The organism is Azospirillum picis, assembly GCF_017876115.1.
Lineage (GTDB): Bacteria > Pseudomonadota > Alphaproteobacteria > Azospirillales > Azospirillaceae > Azospirillum > Azospirillum picis.
In genome coordinates this window covers 20,934-39,122 of sequence record NZ_JAGINO010000017.1, presented here as the reverse complement: position 1 = coordinate 39,122, position 18,189 = coordinate 20,934, and the positions used below count along the sequence as shown (strand labels likewise).

The 18,189-nt window shown below is 68.5% G+C and carries 12 protein-coding genes; 5 read left to right on the top strand and 7 right to left on the bottom strand.

The features are described 5' to 3' along the window. Positions 1 to 48 precede the first annotated feature (48 nt). The 4 genes from recQ to J2850_RS20655 all read right to left on the bottom strand — a co-directional run bounded on the left by recQ (position 49) and on the right by J2850_RS20655 (position 5,272). Complete coding sequence (recQ, locus tag J2850_RS20670) at positions 49 to 1,968, bottom strand: DNA helicase RecQ (protein WP_209985633.1); 1,920 nt, start codon at positions 1,966 to 1,968, stop codon at positions 49 to 51. 466 nt (positions 1,969 to 2,434) lie between these two features. Further along, on the bottom strand, positions 2,435 to 2,878 hold the full coding sequence (locus J2850_RS20665) for a (deoxy)nucleoside triphosphate pyrophosphohydrolase (protein WP_209985631.1): 444 nt from the start codon (positions 2,876 to 2,878) through the stop codon (positions 2,435 to 2,437). A gap of 6 nt (positions 2,879 to 2,884) precedes the next feature. Next, positions 2,885 to 4,123 (bottom strand): bifunctional glutamate N-acetyltransferase/amino-acid acetyltransferase ArgJ, encoded by a 1,239-nt coding sequence (argJ, locus tag J2850_RS20660; RefSeq protein ID WP_209985629.1) that lies wholly within the window; start codon positions 4,121 to 4,123, stop codon positions 2,885 to 2,887. Positions 4,124 to 4,294: 171 nt separating this feature from the next. Next, a complete protein-coding gene (locus J2850_RS20655) occupies positions 4,295 to 5,272 on the bottom strand; it encodes a peptidylprolyl isomerase (protein WP_209985625.1) in 978 nt (325 codons plus the stop codon). A 440-nt stretch (positions 5,273 to 5,712) separates the two neighbouring features. Between J2850_RS20655 and secA the strand changes: the two genes are divergently transcribed. Continuing rightward, on the top strand, positions 5,713 to 8,472 hold the full coding sequence (gene secA / locus J2850_RS20650) for a preprotein translocase subunit SecA (protein ID WP_209985621.1): 2,760 nt from the start codon (positions 5,713 to 5,715) through the stop codon (positions 8,470 to 8,472). A 132-nt stretch (positions 8,473 to 8,604) separates the two neighbouring features. After that, a complete protein-coding gene (mscL, locus tag J2850_RS20645) occupies positions 8,605 to 9,045 on the top strand; it encodes a large conductance mechanosensitive channel protein MscL (RefSeq protein ID WP_209985618.1) in 441 nt (146 codons plus the stop codon). Positions 9,046 to 9,120: 75 nt separating this feature from the next. Here the strand turns inward: mscL and J2850_RS20640 are convergent, their stop codons facing one another. Further along, positions 9,121 to 9,642 (bottom strand): GAF domain-containing protein, encoded by a 522-nt coding sequence (locus J2850_RS20640; RefSeq protein WP_209985615.1) that lies wholly within the window; start codon positions 9,640 to 9,642, stop codon positions 9,121 to 9,123. Between the two features lie 299 nt (positions 9,643 to 9,941). Between J2850_RS20640 and J2850_RS20635 the strand changes: the two genes are divergently transcribed. Together J2850_RS20635 and J2850_RS20630 are read left to right on the top strand one after the other, a co-directional pair. Beyond that, complete coding sequence (locus J2850_RS20635) at positions 9,942 to 12,653, top strand: EAL domain-containing protein (protein ID WP_370878961.1); 2,712 nt, start codon at positions 9,942 to 9,944, stop codon at positions 12,651 to 12,653. Between the two features lie 184 nt (positions 12,654 to 12,837). After that, a complete protein-coding gene (locus J2850_RS20630; RefSeq protein ID WP_209985613.1) occupies positions 12,838 to 14,406 on the top strand; it encodes a lysine--tRNA ligase in 1,569 nt (522 codons plus the stop codon). A 693-nt stretch (positions 14,407 to 15,099) separates the two neighbouring features. On the opposite strand, the gene J2850_RS20625 is transcribed toward J2850_RS20630, so the two are convergent. Beyond that, complete coding sequence (locus J2850_RS20625) at positions 15,100 to 15,621, bottom strand: hypothetical protein (protein WP_209985610.1); 522 nt, start codon at positions 15,619 to 15,621, stop codon at positions 15,100 to 15,102. 472 nt (positions 15,622 to 16,093) lie between these two features. Between J2850_RS20625 and J2850_RS20620 the strand changes: the two genes are divergently transcribed. Then, positions 16,094 to 17,419, top strand: a complete 1,326-nt coding sequence (locus J2850_RS20620) for a DUF2336 domain-containing protein (RefSeq protein WP_246513300.1) — start codon at positions 16,094 to 16,096, stop codon at positions 17,417 to 17,419. A 10-nt stretch (positions 17,420 to 17,429) separates the two neighbouring features. On the opposite strand, the gene J2850_RS20615 is transcribed toward J2850_RS20620, so the two are convergent. Further along, positions 17,430 to 17,915 (bottom strand): hypothetical protein, encoded by a 486-nt coding sequence (locus J2850_RS20615; RefSeq protein WP_209985607.1) that lies wholly within the window; start codon positions 17,913 to 17,915, stop codon positions 17,430 to 17,432. Between the last annotated feature and the right edge of the window lie 274 nt (positions 17,916 to 18,189).

Below are 18,189 nucleotides of genomic sequence, written 5' to 3'. Positions count from 1 at the left end.
ACCCCGGCGTCCGGCCGGCCATCGCATGCGAGGCCGGCCGGCCCAGGCTCAGCCATGCTCGCGGATCACATCCAGGAAGGCGTCGGCGTAGCGCTCCAGCTTGCGCCCCCCCACCCCCGGCAGGTGGGCGAAGGCGGCGCGGTCGAAGGGGCGCTGGGCCACCATCTCCAGCAGCGTGCTGTCGTGGAAGATCACATAGGGCGGCACGCCCTGGTCCTTGGCCAGCGCGGTGCGGCAATCGCGCAGCGCGTGCCACAGCCTGTCGTCCTCCGCCGACATCGCGCCGCGGGCGCCGGCGCGCGACACCGCGGTCCCGCCGCCGCCCTTGGCGGTGTGACGGCGCAGCGCGTCGTGGACGCCGCGGCGGCGCTCCTGCACCGGGTCCTTGCGCAGGCGCACCTCGCGCTGGTTCTTCAGCACCGCCACACCGGCGTCGGTCAGGCGGAAGCCGCCATAGCCCTCCAGGTCGACGGTCAGCAGGCCGGCCGCCACGAGCTGGCGGTAGACCGACTGCCATTCGGCCTTCGACAGGTCCTTGCCGACGCCGAAGGTCTTCAGCCGGTCATGCTGCTGCTGCGCCACCTTCTCGGTGGAGTTGCCGAGCAGCACGTCGATCAGGTGGCCGGCGCCATAGCGCTGGCCGGTGCGGTAGACCGCCGACAGCGCCTTCTGTGCCGCGACGGTGCCGTCCCAGGTCTCCACCGGCTCCAGGCAGGTGTCGCAGTTGCCGCATGGCTCCGGCAGCACCTCGTTGAAATAGTTCAGCAGCACCTGGCGGCGGCAGTCGGACGTCTCGCAGTAGCCGAGCATCGCCTCCAGCTTGCCGCGCTCCACCCGGCGGTGGCTGTCGCCGGCCTCCGACTGCTCCAGCATCTGCCGCAGCATCACCACGTCGGCCATGCCGTAGGCCATCCAGGCGTTGGCCGGCAGGCCGTCGCGGCCGGCGCGGCCGGTCTCCTGGTAATAGGCCTCCAGGCTCTTGGGCAGGTCGAGGTGGCAGACGAAACGGACGTTGGGCTTGTCGATGCCCATGCCGAAGGCCACCGTCGCCACCATCACCAGCCCCTCGCTCTTGATGAAGCGGTCCTGGTTGGCCTCGCGCACCTCGGCCGGCAGGCCGGCATGGTAGGGCAGCGCCTCGCGGCCTTGGCTGTTCAGCCAGGCCGCCACGTCCTCCACCTTGTTGCGCGACATGCAATAGATGATGCCGGCGTCTTCCGGGTGGTTCTCGCGCAGGAAGGCCAGCATCTGCTGGCGCTCGGTCTTCTTCGGCACCACGCGGTAGGTGATGTTGGGCCGGTCGAAGCTCGACAGGAAGACGCGGGCCTCCAGCAGGCCCAGCTTCTCCCTGATCTCGGCGCGTGTCTGCACGTCGGCGGTCGCGGTCAGCGCGATGCGCGGCACCATCGGGTGGCGTTCGTGCAGGATCGAGAGCTGGAGATATTCGGGGCGGAAGTCATGCCCCCATTGCGACACGCAATGCGCCTCGTCGAGCGCGAACAGCGCCAGCCTGGTGCGGTCGAGCAGGTCGAGGAAACGCGGCGTCACCAGCCGTTCCGGCGCGACATAGAGCAGGTCGAGGTCGCCCTGCACCATCGCCCGCTCCACCTCCCGCGCCTCCGCCGGCCCGAGCGAGGAGTTGAGGAAGGCGGCGCGCACGCCCAGCTCCCGCAGCGCCGTCACCTGGTCGCGCATCAGCGCGATCAGCGGCGACACCACCACCGTCACCCCATCGCGCACCAGCGCCGGGATCTGGTAGCACAGCGACTTGCCGCCGCCGGTCGGCATCAGGACCAGCGCGTCGCCGCCCTGCACCACATGGTCGATGATCTCGGCCTGCTGGCCGCGGAAGGAGTCGTAGCCGAACACCGTCCGCAGCGCGTCGAGCGCCGTGGCCGGCCTGTCGCCGAACCCGTCGCCGTCACTGCCGGCCGGGCCGCCGCCGCTGTAGGAAAACAACGAATCCACGCCGATGCGATTCAAGAAAGTGGTGTCAGGAAAGTGGTGCCGGAACCGGCTTGTCGTCTCAACCTCGCGCCACGGGGCGCCCCGCCCCACGGCTCCCCATCATGTGACACAGATCGCCCGCACGGCAAAGCCGCAAAGGAGCATGGCCGGGAACAAAGCTCGGACACCGGCAGCGCCCACACCTGCCGACAGGTCCACCGTCACATGCCGGTGCAAAGCCATAGCGCACGCTCATCCTCCGCGTGTAAAATGAAAACGGCGGGCGGAATAGGCCGCCCGCCGTTTCAGAAGGAGGAAGGTGGCATGAGCAAAATGCCCTTCTTCCTGGTGCTCCAGTGGCGCCGATGGCGGATTGAGATCCGCCTCACTCGTCGCTGGACACCGGGAGAGTGCCGGCGGGTGTTAGCGCACCCGCCGGCCACCTCCGTACACTATAGTCCCGTTTGGACTATTTTTCAACGCAGGGTCACAGCAGGTCGCGCAGCATCGCCACCAGCGGCACGTCGGCCGGCGGCATCGGGTAGTCGCCCATGCGGTTCGGATAGACCCAGGCGAGCCTCTGGCCCTCCTGCGGCATGACGTCGCCCTCCCACACCCGGCAGACATAGAGCGGCATCAGCAGGTGGAAGCGCTCGTAGCTGTGCGAGGCGAAGGTGAAGGGGGCGAGGCAGCTCGCCGCCGTGTCGATCCCCAGCTCCTCCTTGAGCTCGCGCACCAGGGCGGCTTCCGGCGTCTCCCCGGCGTCGACCTTGCCGCCGGGGAACTCCCACAGGCCGGCCAGCGACTTGCCCGGCGGGCGCTGCGCCAGCAGCACCCGCCCGTCGGCGTCGACCAGCGCCACCGCGACGACCAGCAGCGTCGGCAGCGTCCCCGGCGCCGGGGTGGAGGAGGGATCGAAGCAGGCGGTCACGGCCGGTCAGCTCCGGTAGCTGCCGTTGATGTCGATGTAGGCGTGGGTCAGGTCGCAGGTCCACACCTTGGCCGTGCCCTTGCCCAGCCCGAGGTCGATGTCGACGTCGATCTCCTTGCCCTTCATGTGGGCGGCGACCGGCGCCTCGTCATAGCCCGGCACCTCCATCCCCTCGGCGCAGATCAGGGTGCCGCCGACGGTGATCTTGATCAGGTCGCGGTCGGCGCGCTCGCCGGCGCGGCCGATGGCGGCGACGATGCGGCCCCAGTTGGCGTCCTCGCCGGCGATGGCGGTCTTGACCAGCGGCGAGTTCGCCACCGTCATGCCGATGCGCTTGGCGGCGGCGTCGCTGTCGGCGCCGCGCACGGTGATGGCGACGAACTTGGTCGCCCCCTCGCCGTCGCGCACGATCTGGAGGGCGAGGTCGAGCAGCAGATCCTCCAGCACGGCGCGGAACTCCGCCAGCTCGGCGGCGTCGGCGCTGGCCACCGGGGCGTTGCCGGCCTTGCCGGTGGCGAACATCAGCAGCGTGTCGCTGGTCGAGGTGTCGCCGTCCACGGTGATGGCGTTGAAGGTGCGCTCGGTGAACTCCGACAGCATGTCCTGCAGCGCGGTGGCGGCGATGGCGGCGTCGGTGAAGACGAAGCCCAGCATCGTCGCCATGTCCGGCGCGATCATCCCCGAGCCCTTGGCGAAGCCGGCGATGGTCACCGTGGTGCCGCCGATGGTCGCGGTGCGCACCGCGCCCTTGGGGAATGTGTCGGTCGTCATGATGGCGCGGGCGGCCTTCTCCCACGCCGCGGAATCGGCGGCGAGAGCCGGTGCCATCGGCGCCAGGCACTTGCCGATGGCGTCGGCGGCCAGCGGGATGCCGATCACGCCGGTGGAGGCGAGATAGACCTCGTCCGGGGCGCAGCCGGCCAGCCCGGCGGCGGCCTGGACGGTCGCCTGCACGGTGGCGTCGCCGGCCTTGCCGGTGAAGGCGTTGGCGTTGCCGGCATTCACCACCAGCGCGCGGGCCGAACCCTTGGGCAGGCTGTCGCGGCACCAGATCACCGGCGCCGAGCAGGTCAGCGACCGCGTCAGCACGCCCGCCACGCTGGTGCCGGGGTCCAGCACCGCCAGCAGCAGGTCGTCGCGGCCCTTGTATCGGATGCCGCTGTTCGCCGTGGCGAGGCGCACGCCGGCGATCGGCGGCAGCGTCGGGAAGCTGGCGGGAGCCAAGGGGGAAAGGGTCGTGGCCATGGACGGGTTCCCGTGATGGGGCGTGGTGGGGTGCTGACTTGAAAGGGCTTGCCCCGTCCCCCCTCCCCCGCTTTGCGGGAAAGGGGGGCTGCCGCCGCTCTGCCATAAGGCACCCTCCCCCGCTCACGCGGGAGAGGGGTGGGGAGGGGGCAGGAGGGGCTGGCCTCAGCCTTACTTCTTCGCCGGCTCCGCCGGGGCGGCGGGGGTGGCCGGAGCCGGGGCCGGGGTGGCCGCCGGCTCTTCCTTCGGCATCGGCGAGCCGTCGAGCTGGAAGGTCTCGATCTTCGCCTGACCGCGCAGCTCGTCGACCAGGGCGGTGACGAGATCCTTGGACAGGGTCTGCTCCAGCTCCGGCTTCACCTCGTCGAGGGTGGGCTGCGGCTGGGTGCGCTTGTCCTCGACCTTGATGATGTGCCAGCCGAACTGGGTCTTCACCGGCTCCTTGCTGACCTCGCCCGGCTTCATGGCGAAGGCGGCGTTGGCGAAGGGCTCGACCATCGCGTCCTTGGTGAAGTAGCCGAGGTCGCCGCCCTGGGCCGCCGCGGCGGCGTCCTTGGACTTCTCCTTGGCCAGCTTGGCGAAGTCGGCGCCCTTCTTGAGCTGGGCGATGATCGCCTTGGCCTCATCCTCCTTCTCGACCAGGATGTGGGCCGCCTTGACCTCTTCCTGCGCCGGGTTCTGCTTCAGGTAGTCCTGGTAGGCCTTCTGCAGGGCTTCGGGCGTGATGCGCGCCTTGATCTCCTTCTGGACATAGGCGCGCTGCACGGCACGCTCCTCGGCGCGCTTCAGCTCGTCCTTCACCTCGGGCGAATCGGCGAGCCCGGCCTTGTAGCCGGCCGACGCCACCAGCTTGCCGCTGACCAACTGGTCCAGCACCGCCGGATAGATCATCTCGATCGGCATCTGCTGCACCTGGGGCGGCAACTGCGCGACCATGCGGGTGACGTCGGACTTGTGCAGCTCTTCGCCGTTGATGCGGGCGACGACCGGGTCGGCGTCAGCGGCGGCGGGCGGCGGGGCCGCGGGGGCGGTGGCCGCGGGGGCCGGGGTCGCCGGCGCCTGGGGCGCCGGAGTCTGGGCCTGCGCGGCCAGCGCGATGCCGCAGGCGGCCACCGACAGGAGCGCGGTGCGGAACACTCGATTCACCATGGCGTGTCTTTTTCCTTCCGGCGGATGCATCGCAACATTGGGGCAATAGTGAAGGGCAACAAGGAGGTCTGTCGTCCGTTTCGCATGGCCTGCGGCAATCGGAGCCATCCGCCGCTCCGTGCCCGATTCCGCAGGGGATTAAGCATGGCTCGCCCGCACGGGGCAAGGGCCGCCGTCGTTCCCCTGCGGGAACGGCGCCCGCCCACCCGCCAATAGCAGCCCGGACCGCCCGCGCCAACCGCCTCCCCGTTTCCTGGACGCGATTTCATGGTCCGTCCATGCCGGTGCCGGCCGGCCGCCCCGGCATGACGGAGCATAAGGCTGAAGGCGCTCCGGCCGTCCCGGCGAAGGGGCTGGTCTCGTTGACACAGACAGTCCATAGGCCTATGTCAGACGCGTCGATAAGCTGGCCCACATTCCGCTTTACTCCCGAGGTTTTCATGTTCGGTGCTCTCGCCCGCAAGATTTTCGGCACCGCCAACACGCGCACGGTCAAGGCGCTGCACAAGACCGTCCAGCAGATCAACACGCTGGAGGCGTCGGTCGCAGCCCTGTCGGACGACGAGCTGAAGGCGCGCACCGGTTGGCTGCGCGAGCGGCTGGCCAAGGGCGAGACGCTGGACGACATCCTGCCCGACGCCTTCGCCACCGTGCGCGAGGCGGCCAGGCGCGTGCTCGGCCAGCGCCATTTCGACGTCCAGCTCATGGGCGGCATGGTGCTGCACGAGGGCAAGATCGCCGAGATGCGCACCGGCGAGGGCAAGACCCTGGTCGCCACGCTCGCCGTCTACCTCAACGCGCTGCAGGGCAAGGGCGTCCACGTCGTCACCGTGAACGACTACCTCGCCTCGCGCGACAGCGGCTGGATGAGCCGCATCTACGGCTTCCTCGGGCTGACCACCGGCTGCATCGTCCATGGGCTCGACGACGACGAGCGCCGCGCCGCCTACGCCGCCGACATCACCTACGGCACCAACAACGAGTTCGGCTTCGACTACCTGCGCGACAACATGAAGTTCCGCCAGGAGGAGCTGGTCCAGCGGCCCTTCAACTTCGCCATCGTCGACGAGGTCGACTCCATCCTGATCGACGAGGCGCGCACCCCGCTGATCATCTCCGGCCCCTCCACCGACTCCTCGGAGATGTATGTCCAGGTCGACCGGCTGATCCCGATGCTGGCCGCCGAGGACTACGAGAAGGACGAGAAGCACCGCACCGTCAGCTTCACCGAGGTCGGGCAGGAGCACATGGAGCAGTTGCTGGCCGAGGCCGGGCTGCTGAAGTCGGGCGGGCTCTACGACCTGCCGAACGTCGCGCTGGTCCACCACGCCCAGCAGGCGCTGCGCGCCCACATGCTGTTCCAGCGCGACAAGGACTACATCGTCAAGGACGACAAGGTCGTCATCATCGACGAGTTCACCGGCCGCATGATGGAAGGCCGCCGCTTCTCCGAGGGCCTGCACCAGGCGCTTGAGGCCAAGGAGAAGGTGACGATCCAGCGCGAGAACCAGACGCTGGCCTCCATCACCTTCCAGAACTATTTCCGCATGTACCCGAAGCTGGCCGGCATGACCGGCACGGCGCTGACCGAAGCGCCGGAATTCGCGGAGATCTACGGGCTGGAGGTGGTCGACATGCCGACCAACCTGCCGGTCAAGCGCGTCGACCACGACGACGAGGTCTACCGCACGGCCGCCGAGAAGTACCAGGCGATGGCCGACCTGATCGAGGACGCGCGCAAGCGCGGCCAGCCGGTGCTGGTCGGCACCACCTCGATCGAGAAGTCGGAGCTGTTGTCGGAGCTGCTCAACAAGCGCGGCGTCCCGCACAACGTCCTGAACGCCCGCCACCACGAGCAGGAAGCCTACATCGTCGCGCAGGCCGGCCGGCCGGGTGCCGTGACCGTCGCCACCAACATGGCCGGCCGCGGCACCGACATCCAGTTGGGCGGCAACGTGCAGATGCGGGTGGCGGTCGAGCTGGCCGAGCTGCCGGAGGGTCCGGAGCGCGACGCCCGCGCCAAGCAGATCGAGGACGAGGTCGCCGCGGCGCGCGAGCAGGTGAAGGCGGCTGGCGGCCTCTACGTCGTCGGCACCGAGCGGCACGAGAGCCGCCGCATCGACAACCAGTTGCGCGGCCGCTCCGGCCGCCAGGGCGATCCCGGCACCTCGAAGTTCTTCCTGTCGCTGGAAGACGACCTGATGCGCATCTTCGGGTCGGACCGGATGGACGGGATGCTGCAGCGCCTGGGCCTGAAGGAAGGCGAGGCGATCATCCATCCCTGGATCAACAAGGCGCTGGAGAAGGCCCAGCAGAAGGTCGAAGCCCACCACTTCGAGATCCGCAAGAACCTGCTGAAGTTCGACAACGTCATGAACGACCAGCGCAAGGTCGTCTACGAACAGCGCCGCGAGGTGATGGAGAGCGAGGACATCGCGGAGGAAATCCACGAGATGCGCCACCAGATCATCGCCAACATGGTCGCCGGCGCCATCCCCGCCAACAGCTACTCCGAGCAGTGGGACATCGACGGCCTGCACGAGGCGGTCAACCGCGTGCTGGGCATGGACCTGCCGGTCCGGGAATGGGCCAAGGAAGAGGGCATCGCCGAGCCCGAGATCGAGGAGCGCGTGCGCGAGGCCGCCGACCGCAGATATGCGGAGAAGGAGGAGGCCTACGGCGCCCAGACCATGCGGCATGTGGAGAAGAGCATCCTGCTCCAGGTCCTCGACCAGGAATGGAAGGACCACCTCCTCCAGCTCGACCACCTGCGCCAGGGCATCAACCTGCGTGCCTATGCGCAGAAGGACCCGCTGAACGAATACAAGCGCGAGGCCTTCGAACTGTTCGACGCCATGCTGATGGCGCTGCGCGAGCAGGTCACCAGCATCCTGATGCATGTCGAGGTCCGCATGGCCCCGTCGGCGGAGGAGCTCTACGCCCGCCAGATGCAGGAGATGCACGAGGGCCGCATGGATCCGGCCCTCGCCATGGCCGGGGGCGAGGAGCTTCCCGAGGGCATGGTGCGCGCCGCCTCCGCGGCCACCTCCCCGGCCACCTCCTCTGCCGACCTGTCGCTGGCCGGCACCCCGGAGGACCAGCCGCTGCCGGCCGAGGTGATGGAGAACACCCCGCGCAACGCCGCCTGCCCCTGCGGCTCCGGCAAGAAGTTCAAGCACTGCCACGGGCGGTTGGCGTAAGGAGACGATCCCCCGTCCCGCGGGCAGAGGTGCCGCCGCGGGACGGCGCTTTCCGGGCAAGCAGGCCCCGTCCCGGTGAAACCATCGCCGCCGCGCTCCGTTGACCCTTGGCACAACCGGGAGCGGGGCAGCATGTTCGAAGAGTTCAAGAAGTTCATCAGCCGTGGCAACGTCATCGAGCTTGCCGTCGGCATCATCGTGGGCGCCGCCTTCACCGGGATCGTCAACTCCCTGGTCAAGGACATGATCATGCCGCCGATCGGCTGGATCATGGGCGGCATCGACTTTTCCAATTATTTCTTCAGCCTGTCGGGCGGCCACTACGAGTCGTTGCAGGCGGCGGAGCAGGCCGGCGCCGCGACCATCAACTATGGCCGCTTCATCAACGCCTGCATCAATTTCCTGATCGTCTCCGGCGCCCTGTTCCTGATCGTGCGCCAGGTGAACCGCCTGCACGTCCTGCACAAGGAGGTGCCGAAGGCGCCGCCGCGGCAGGAGCAGTTGCTGGAGGAGATCCGCGATGCGCTGCGCGCCCAGGCGCACGGCGCCGCGCCGACCGACCGCAGGCCCTGACCCGCATCCGGGGAACGGCCGGCCCGCTGCGCCGCGCCCCGGCTCGTCCTGATGACCGGGCCATCGACCACCCGCTCACCCTGCCGGCTCATCCACCACCGCGTCATCGGGGCACCGCGGGAAGACGGTGCCGATCAGCATCGCCACCGCTTGCAGGCAGGCGCTGTCGGCCGGGCTCCAGTCGCGCCGCCATCCGGATTGCTCGCAGCACAGGATGCCGACCGGGACCGCCTCGCGCAGCACGATGAAGTCCAGCAGGCTGCGGACGTCGTTCTCCTTGAAATAGGTGTCGGCGAAACAGCGCGTCGCCGGGTGGAGCGGGGCATCGTCGGCGACGACGCGGGCGTTGTTGGTGATGGCGCGGAAATAGTCGGGATAGTCGGTGCGCAGCAGGATGGTGCCGCGGCTGTGCCGTCTCGGGCCGCCGTCGAACAGGTTCAGGCAGGTCAGGCTCTCCCGGTCGTCGGAAAAAGCCCACACGCCGGCGCGGGACACCGCGGCGCTTTCGACGATGTCCTCGCAGGCGGCCCTCCAGACATCCTCCACCGTCGCGTGCCCGATCCGCAGGCCAAACACCGCCGCCCGTGTCCTGTCCATTCGCCCGCTCCGCCCGTTCCCCCGGTCAACACTCTAAGCAGGTTTCCCGAGTCCGCCCATCCGTCAGCGGAGTTCGGAAACCCTGCTTCAGGCTCTGGCGATGCCGCCCGGGCCGACCCCATTCCACCGCCCCCGCCGCCGCACTCCATTCCGCTGCTCTTTCCATAGAGCGGCGCATTGCCGCAGCATGGCATTCGGGTTAGGCTGATCGGCAGAGGTACTGCCAGCCGCTATCCTCCGTCGCCCTCCTCGGCAAAGGCCACGCCCATGTCCGCGACTTGCCCGTGCCGGTCCCGATGATGCGCCCGGTGCCGCCCACCCGCAGGGCGGCGGCCCGCCGGCCGACATGGCCGGGGCTGGCCGCGGCCCGGTGGTTGGGGCTGGCGGCCCGCGTCGCCCCAGCCCTGGCGCTGCTGCTCGCCGCGTCGTCGACGGCGGCGATCGACCGCCCCGTCGCACCGTCCCCGGCGGCAACGGCGGCCATCCCGCCGGGTCCGCACCCGGACCGGATCCGCGTCACGCTGGACGACAATTATCCGCCCTACAGCTTCCGTGACGGAACCGGCGCGCATGTCGGGATCGTGAAGGATCTGTGGGCGCTGTGGTCGGAGAAGACCGGCATCCCGGTGCAGTTGATGCCGACCGACTGGTCCCTCGCCCGCGAGGCGATGGACAGCGGGGCCGCCGACGTCATCGAGACCATCTTCCGCAACGCCGCCCGCGACAGGACCTACGATTTCTCGAAGCCTTATGCCCGGGTCGACGTGCCGATCTGGTTCAGCAGCGACCTCAGCGGCATCACCGGGGTCGACTCGCTGCACGCCTTCACCGTCGGGGTCAAGGACGGCGATTTCTGCCTCGAATGGCTGAGCGATCACGGCATCACCGCCTTCCAGCGCTACGGCGGTTTCGAGGCGATGGTGGAGGCCGCCGCCCGCCGTGAGACCAGGGTCTTCTGCATGGACGACCCCTCGGCCAGCTATTACATGACCAGGCGCGGCGTCCAGGGCCGCTTCCGCTACACGGAGCCGCTCTACACCGGCGAACTGCATTGGGCCGTGCACAAGGGCGACACCGCGCTCTTCCGCCTGATCACCGACGGCTTCGCCCGCATCACGCCGCAGGAACGCCAGGCGGTCGACGACCGCTGGCTCGGACGCCGCATCACCGGCACCGTCAGCCCCGAGTTGATGGACCTGATGGTCAAGCTGCTGGGCGGCATGCTGCTGCTGGGCATCGGCGCGATGGTCTGGGTGGCCCTGCTGCGCCGGCAGGTGGAGCACAAGACCGAGAGCCTGCGCACCGCCGTCGCCGCCCTCACCGCCAGCGAGGAGCGGGTCCGCACCATCTTCGACGGCGTCACCGACGCCATCTTCATCCACGACCTCGACAGCGGCGCCATCCTGGAGGCGAACCGCCGGATGAGGGAGATGTACCGCCTCGGCGACACCCCGCTGAAGGCGGTCACGATCGCCGACCTCAGCGCCGGCGTTGCGCCCTACACCAGCGAGGATGCCGCCACCTGGATCCGGAAGGCCGCCGCCGGCGAGCCGCAGCTCTTCGAATGGCACGCCCGTACCCTGGACGGCACGCTGTTCTGGGTGGAGGTCAGCATGCGCCGCGCCACGCTGGACGGCACCGACCGCCGCCTGCTGGTGGTCGCCCGCGACATCACCGAACGCCGGACGGCGCAGGAACGGATGGAGTTCCTGTCGCGCCACGACGCGCTGACGCTGCTGCCCAACCGGCTTCTGGTGCAGGACCGGACCGAGCAGGCCCTGGCCCGGTCGGAGCGCAGCGGCCGGCTGGTCGCCCTGGTCGCCTGCGGTTTGGACCGCTTCAAGACGGTGAACGACAGCCTGGGCCACGCCGTCGGCGACGCGCTGTTGCGCGCGGTGGCGGAACGGCTCAAGGCCACGATGCACGAGACGGACACCGTCAGCCGCGGCGGCGGCGACGAGTTCATCCTGCTGCTGTCGAGCCTGCCCGACGCCGACGCGGTGGTGGAGACGGTGGCCTCCCTGCACGAGGCGATGGCGGAACCCTTCCTGGTGGAGGGGCGCGAGCTGACCGTCACCCTGTCCTCCGGCGTGGCGATGGCCCCGGCGGACGGCCGGGACTTCGCCACCCTGCTGCAGAACGCCGACACCGCCCTGCACCATGCCAAGGCCGCCGGCCGCGACACCCACCGCTTCTATGCCGAGGCGATGAACGCCGAGGCGGTCGTCCACCTCTCCACCCGCAGCGGCCTGCGCCGGGCCCTGGAGCGCAACGAGTTCCTGGTCCACTACCAGCCGCAGGTCAACCTGGAGAGCGGTGCCGTGACCGGGGCCGAGGCGCTGATCCGCTGGAACCATCCCGAACGGGGCATGGTGCCGCCCGGCTCCTTCATCCCCATCGCCGAGGACAGCGGCCTGATCGTCCCGATCGGCAACTGGGTCCTGGCGGAGGCCTGCCGGCAGGCGGCGCAATGGCGCGCGGCCGGGCTGTCGCTGTCGGTGGCGGTCAACCTGTCGGCGTTGCAGCTCCAGCGCAGCGACCTCGTGCGGACGGTGACGCAGGCGCTGGCGGACAGCGGGCTCGACCCGCTACTGCTCGAACTCGAACTGACCGAATCGATGCTGATCCAGAACACCGACCAGGTGATCGACAACCTGCGCCGGATCAAGGCGATGGGGGTCCAGGTGTCGATCGACGATTTCGGCACCGGCTATTCCAACCTGTCCTACATCGGCCGCCTCGCGGTGGACAAGCTGAAGATCGACCGCAGTTTCATCGCCGACCTGACCAGCAACCACGACAGCGCCAGGATCACCGCCGCCGTCATCCAGATGGCCCACAGCCTGAACCTGACCGCCGTCGCCGAGGGCGTGGAGGACGCCGGCACGCTGGAGGCGCTGCGCCAGCTCCGCTGCGACGTCGCCCAGGGCTATTTCCTCGGCCGTCCCGGTCCGGCCGAGGCGGTGGAGCGCGCCGCCCGGACGGCGATCCCATTCACGGTGGGGGCCTGAGCCGTCCGCATCGGGCCGAGACCGGGCCGCGGGTCGAACGCCGCAACGGCTGCGGCGGCAGCCGGCGCGCCCCGGCTTCGGCGCTCCAGACTTCGGCGCCCATGGTTGACGCCAAGTGCCGCCGGCCCTAGGGTCTTTGCCCTCATTCCTTGATTTATCTATCTGGTGTCGAAAGGGTCCGACGATGACCGGCGAACGGGATCTGGCGTTGCAGGCGAAGGCATGGCCGTTCGAGGAGGCACGCAAACTGGTTGCGCGCTTCGCGAAAGCGCCGCCCGCCAAAGGCTATGTCCTGTTCGAGACCGGCTATGGCCCCTCGGGACTGCCGCATCTCGGCACCTTCGGCGAGGTCGCGCGCACCAGCATGGTCCGCCACGCCTTCCAGACCATGAGCGACTTGCCCACCAAGCTCTTCTGCTTCTCCGACGACATGGACGGGCTGCGCAAGGTCCCCGACAACATCCCCAACAAGGAGATGGTGGCGGCCAACCTCGGCAAGCCGCTGACCCAGGTGCCCGATCCCTTCGGCACGCATGACAGCTTCGGCGCCCACAACAACGCCCGCCTGCGCGCCTTCCTCGACAGCTTCGGCTTCGAGTACGAGTTCCAGTCCTCCACCGACTGGTACAAGTCCGGCCGCTTCGACGAGGCGCTGCTCGGCATCCTGCGCCATTACGACGAGGTGATGGCGGTGATGCTGCCGACGCTCGGTGCGGAGCGCCAGGCCACCTACAGCCCCTTCCTGCCGGTTTCCCCCTCCACCGGGCGTGTGCTGCAGGTGCCGGTGCTTGAGCGCAATGTCGATGCCGGCACCATCGTCTTCCAGGACGAGGACGGGAAGAAGGTCGAGTTGCCGGTCACCGGCGGCCATGTGAAGCTGCAGTGGAAGCCCGACTGGGGCATGCGCTGGTACGGTCTGGGCGTCGATTACGAGATGTACGGCAAGGACCTGATCCCCTCGGCCGAACTGGCGGGGAAGATCTGCAAAATCCTCGGCGGCCAGCCGCCGGAGGGCTTCAACTACGAACTCTTCCTCGACGACAAGGGCCAGAAGATCTCCAAGTCCAAGGGCAACGGCCTGACCATGGAGGAGTGGCTGGCCTACGCGCCGCAGGAGAGCCTGGCGCTCTACATGTTCCAGAAGCCGAAATCGGCCAAGCGGCTGTATTTCGACGTCATTCCGCGCGCCGTCGACGAATATCTGACCTTCGTCGACAAGGTGCATGGCGAGGAGCCGGCGAAGAAGCTGGAGAACCCGGCCTGGCACATCCACAACGGCAAGCCGCCGGCGGTGCGCTCGGACGTGTCCTTCAACCTGCTGCTCAACCTGGCCGGTGCCGCCAACGCCGAAACCAAGGAGGCGATGTGGGGCTTCATCCGCCGCTATGCGCCCGAGGCGACGCCGGAGAACAGTCCGTTCCTCGACAGCCTGGTCGGCTATGCCGTGCGCTACTACCAGGATCTGGTCAAGCCGACCAAGCAGTTCCGCGCGCCCACCGACGCCGAGCGCGCGGCGTTGACCGACCTGCTGGCCAAGCTGGACGCGCTGCCGGCGGACGCCCGCGCCGACGCCATCCAGAACGAGGTGTTCGCGGTGGGCAAGGACCACGGCTTCACCGAACTGCGCGCCTGGTTCCAGGCGCTCTACGAGGTGCTGCTGGGCCAGACCACCGGCCCGCGCATGGGCTCCTTCATCCAGCTCTATGGCATCGAGGAAACCAAGGCGCTGATCCGCGGGAAGCTTGCCGCCTGACCAGCCCCCTCCCCTCGACGAAGGGGCGCCTCCGGGCGCCCCTTTTTCGTTTGCGAAAGCGCCCGCCGGCCATCATTTTCGGTTTCGACGATTGGTCCGACAATCATTCGCCAATCTGGCTAGGATTTGTGCATTTTCGGCCATTCGGCCTAACGGCTGGGCAAACCAAGTGTTAAACGAGCGAACGCCATGCGGATGCCGCACCGCACCAATTCGAAATCGGTGGTACCGCTAACACGGCCGTTTCCGTACACTCCGTCTCGTTACTGCATTTTGCAGTGCGTTTCCTCCCTAGACTGAAGGCCGCGCCCCACCGGGCTGCGGCCTTTTTTTTGCCAATCCCGTTGATTGGCGTTCTGCTGATGGACGTCGAACTCGGCGGCTCGGGAGCAGCCATCAGGCCAAGGCGATGATCGCCCGCCTCACCCGCGCCTTGGTTCGGCAAGGTTCCACCACCGGCTTCGCCTGACGGTCATGGGGATGATGCCACCTCTGCCAACCGAGGAGTGCGGAGCGTCGGAGCGATTGGCGGCAGCGAACCCGATCCACGCCCCGGTCCGGACAGTTACGTTTTCAAAAGATATGCTCTGGCCACGTAAGCACGTGGTCAGCCAGAATCATACTCAGAGCACTCTGATCGTTTGAGGAAGAGCAGCAAACGCCGTCACGGGAATTTTGGCGAAAGCGCCCAATTCACCCTCGCCTCTTCTCCAGGCTGTAGCTCTCCATCTGCTTGGCACAAGTTTCCGGTGCGGCAGCAACGACGCCGCCACGAGTCCGCTTGCCCTCAGTACCACTGTCCTCCACCTCAACGACATTCACTTGAATGATCCGGTCCACAACCTCACTCCCTGTTGGTCTCTTGGTGAAGGTGACGCTGATGCAAGCCGCGTCCTTGGGCTGGTTGCTGTCACGCGAAGCAAGGCAAGGGTCGACGCCGATAGCACCCGCCCCACTATCGGGTAGCGTCGAAGACAATACGTTCGAGCAACGTAGCTGCGGGCCATCATTTACGATGACAAATCCACCCTTGATGTAAACACGGCCTTCGGAGTTGCTCTTTTCCAAAGTAAAGCCGTTGCTGGATATTCGCGCCTCCGCCTCTGCACGAGAGGTACCTTCCGTAACGCCGATCACCTGAGCATTTGGATGATCAACTTGAGCATCAAACCAGAGTTTGAAAATGGCCAAGCCGACACCGGCGATGATCACCAAGGTGATGCCAGGACCTCTTCCCACTGCTGAATACTCCGATATGTAAATATTGAGTACGTATGCGCTTCCGCGCAAGCGTCTATAAGGTCGGCGAAAGCCATGGTCAATCCTCGTCCAGACCAAAGCGTTCACGATTCTCTTTCACTTACCGTGATACTAATGAAAGCCATCCAGCACCTCCCGGCATCCCGGCGCTGACCGCGATGCCGGCGCTGGTCGAGCATCGCCACCATTCCGGGCCGTTGCTGACGCAAATGCCCCTGAAGCAAGCCTTCACGTTGGAGTCGCCGTGCCGTCCGCTGTGGCTGGCGGTCGCCCGCCACAGCCTGATGGCGTCCGTGGACGCGGCAGAAAGGCGGGTTCGGATGATCCCAGGCGGGTGACGGCGTCATCGCCGCACGCAGCATGTCACGGACCAAGCCGCGGCCATATTAGCCTCCCGTTAACCGGGGCCGGGCTTCGATGGGAGTGAATGGCGTCAACACGCGTCCCGCGCTCCCGCACCGGAGCGCCGGGAGCGAACCCCGAGGTCCGTGATCCGGTGACAGTCCGGCGCTCCCCGTCCGATCCCCGCACCGCTCTCCCGCCGGAGACGGAGGGCGGCGTCGCGCCAGAACTGATGGACTACCTGTTCGCCGAACCGCAACCGGCCGCCGTCCGTTCCCCTGCCCGTCCCCCTGCCCCTGCCCCTGCCTCCACGGCCGGCCGCCCGTCCGGCACGCCGCGCGAGGTCGCCCGCCGGGTCGGCGACGCGCTGGTCGAGTCGCGGCTGGCCGGCATGGGCGATGCCGACGTGCGCTCCGCCCTGGCCCGCAAGCTCTGCCGCCTGCTGCCCGATCTTCCCCCCGGCGGCGCCGACACCGTCAGCACGGTGGCGCTGCGGGCGCTGGAGCAGTTGGCCCGCGACCACATCGTCCGCGTGCGCGAGGCGCTGGCCACCGCCATCAAGGACGTCGCCTGCGCCCCGCCGTCGGTGGTGGCGGCGCTGGCCCGCGACGTCGAGCGCTCGGTGGCCGAGCCGGTGCTGCGCTGCTGCGCCGCCCTCGGCGACGAGGATCTGCTGGACATCGTCGCCTCGGCGCCCGCCGGCTGGGCGCTGTCGGCCATCGCCCGCCGCCGCCGCATCGGCGAGGCGCTGTCCGGCGCCATCGCCGGGGCCGGGCACCCGGAGGCCACCGGCATCCTGCTGGACAACACCGGCGCAGTGATCGCCGAGCCGACGCTCGACCGGCTGGTGGAGGAGGCCGCCCGCCATCCGGACTGGCAGGAGAAGCTGGCCCGCCGCCCCGCCCTGCCGCGCCGGCTGGCGCTGCGGCTGGCCGATTTCGTCGATCTGGCGGTGGTGGACATCCTGCGCGGGCGTACCGACTTCGACGACGCCACCGTGGCCGACATCGCCGCCACCACCCGCCGCCGCATCGACTGGGCCGAATCGGCCGACCACGGCGAGACGCCGGAACGCCGCGCGGTGCGCCTGCATCGCCAGGGCCGGCTGGACGAGGCGGCGCTGGGCGACGCGCTGTCGTGGAACGAGACCGGTTTCCTGCGGGCGGCGCTGACCCTGCGCGCCCGCGTGGCGCCCGAGGTGGTGGAGCTGATCCTCGATTCCCACGACGCCGCCGCCGTCACCGCGCTGGTCTGGCGGGCCGGCCTGTCGATGCGCTGTGCCATGCAGGTCCAGGCGCGGGCCGCCGGCATCCACCCGCGGGCCATGCTGAACGCCCGGCAGGGCAGCGGCTTCCCGCTGTCCTCCGCCGAGATGGCCCGCCACCTGGAACGCTACGGCGTCGGGCCCTGACCGCCCGGCCTCAGAAGGGCTGCTGGGCGTTGCCGCGCGGCATCGGCTGGCGCGGGGTGGCGCGGCCGGTGTGCGGGACCGGGGCGTCCGGCGAGACGTCGCGATAGTAGGGGCCGCGGTCGGTCGGGCCTTCCATCGCCTCCGCCGGGGTGACGATCTGCTCGCCGGTGCCGGCGTCGAAGGCGATGACCGGCTGCTGGCGCACGGTGTTGCAGGAGACCCGCTTCTGGGCGATCTCCGGCGTCTGCGAACCGCTGACGGTCACCAGCGGCAGCGCCCATTTGACGCGCTGGTCGGCGGGGATCGAGGTGAAGACGTAGTTGGTCAGCGGCGCGCAATAGGCGACGCTGTCCGGGGAAACGGGGTCGGTGATCGGCGCGGCCTCGATGGCGGCATTATAGTCGCCGGCCGTCTGGGCGTGGGCGAGGCCGCCGGCCAGCACGAGCGGCAGGGACACCGACAGGCAGGGAATGATACGGGCCACGAATGAGGCCATGGACGCTCTCCTTCGACCATCGAAAACAGGGCAGCGGGTAACAGGACATCGAGTAACGGGCATCGGGAAACGGGCGGCACGCCGGTCCCGAAACATACGTATAGAGCCGAACGGCTCATGGCTGGGAATGGATCATCGGAGGTGCGACGCAAAGCTGCAATGCCCGTTTATGGCTGGGCTTGCGGTCATGCTTGCCCTCCGCGACAAAACGCGCTACCTACGCTTCCGAAATCTCGGGGCGCTGGATCCCTAAGACGTTAGAATGACCAACGGT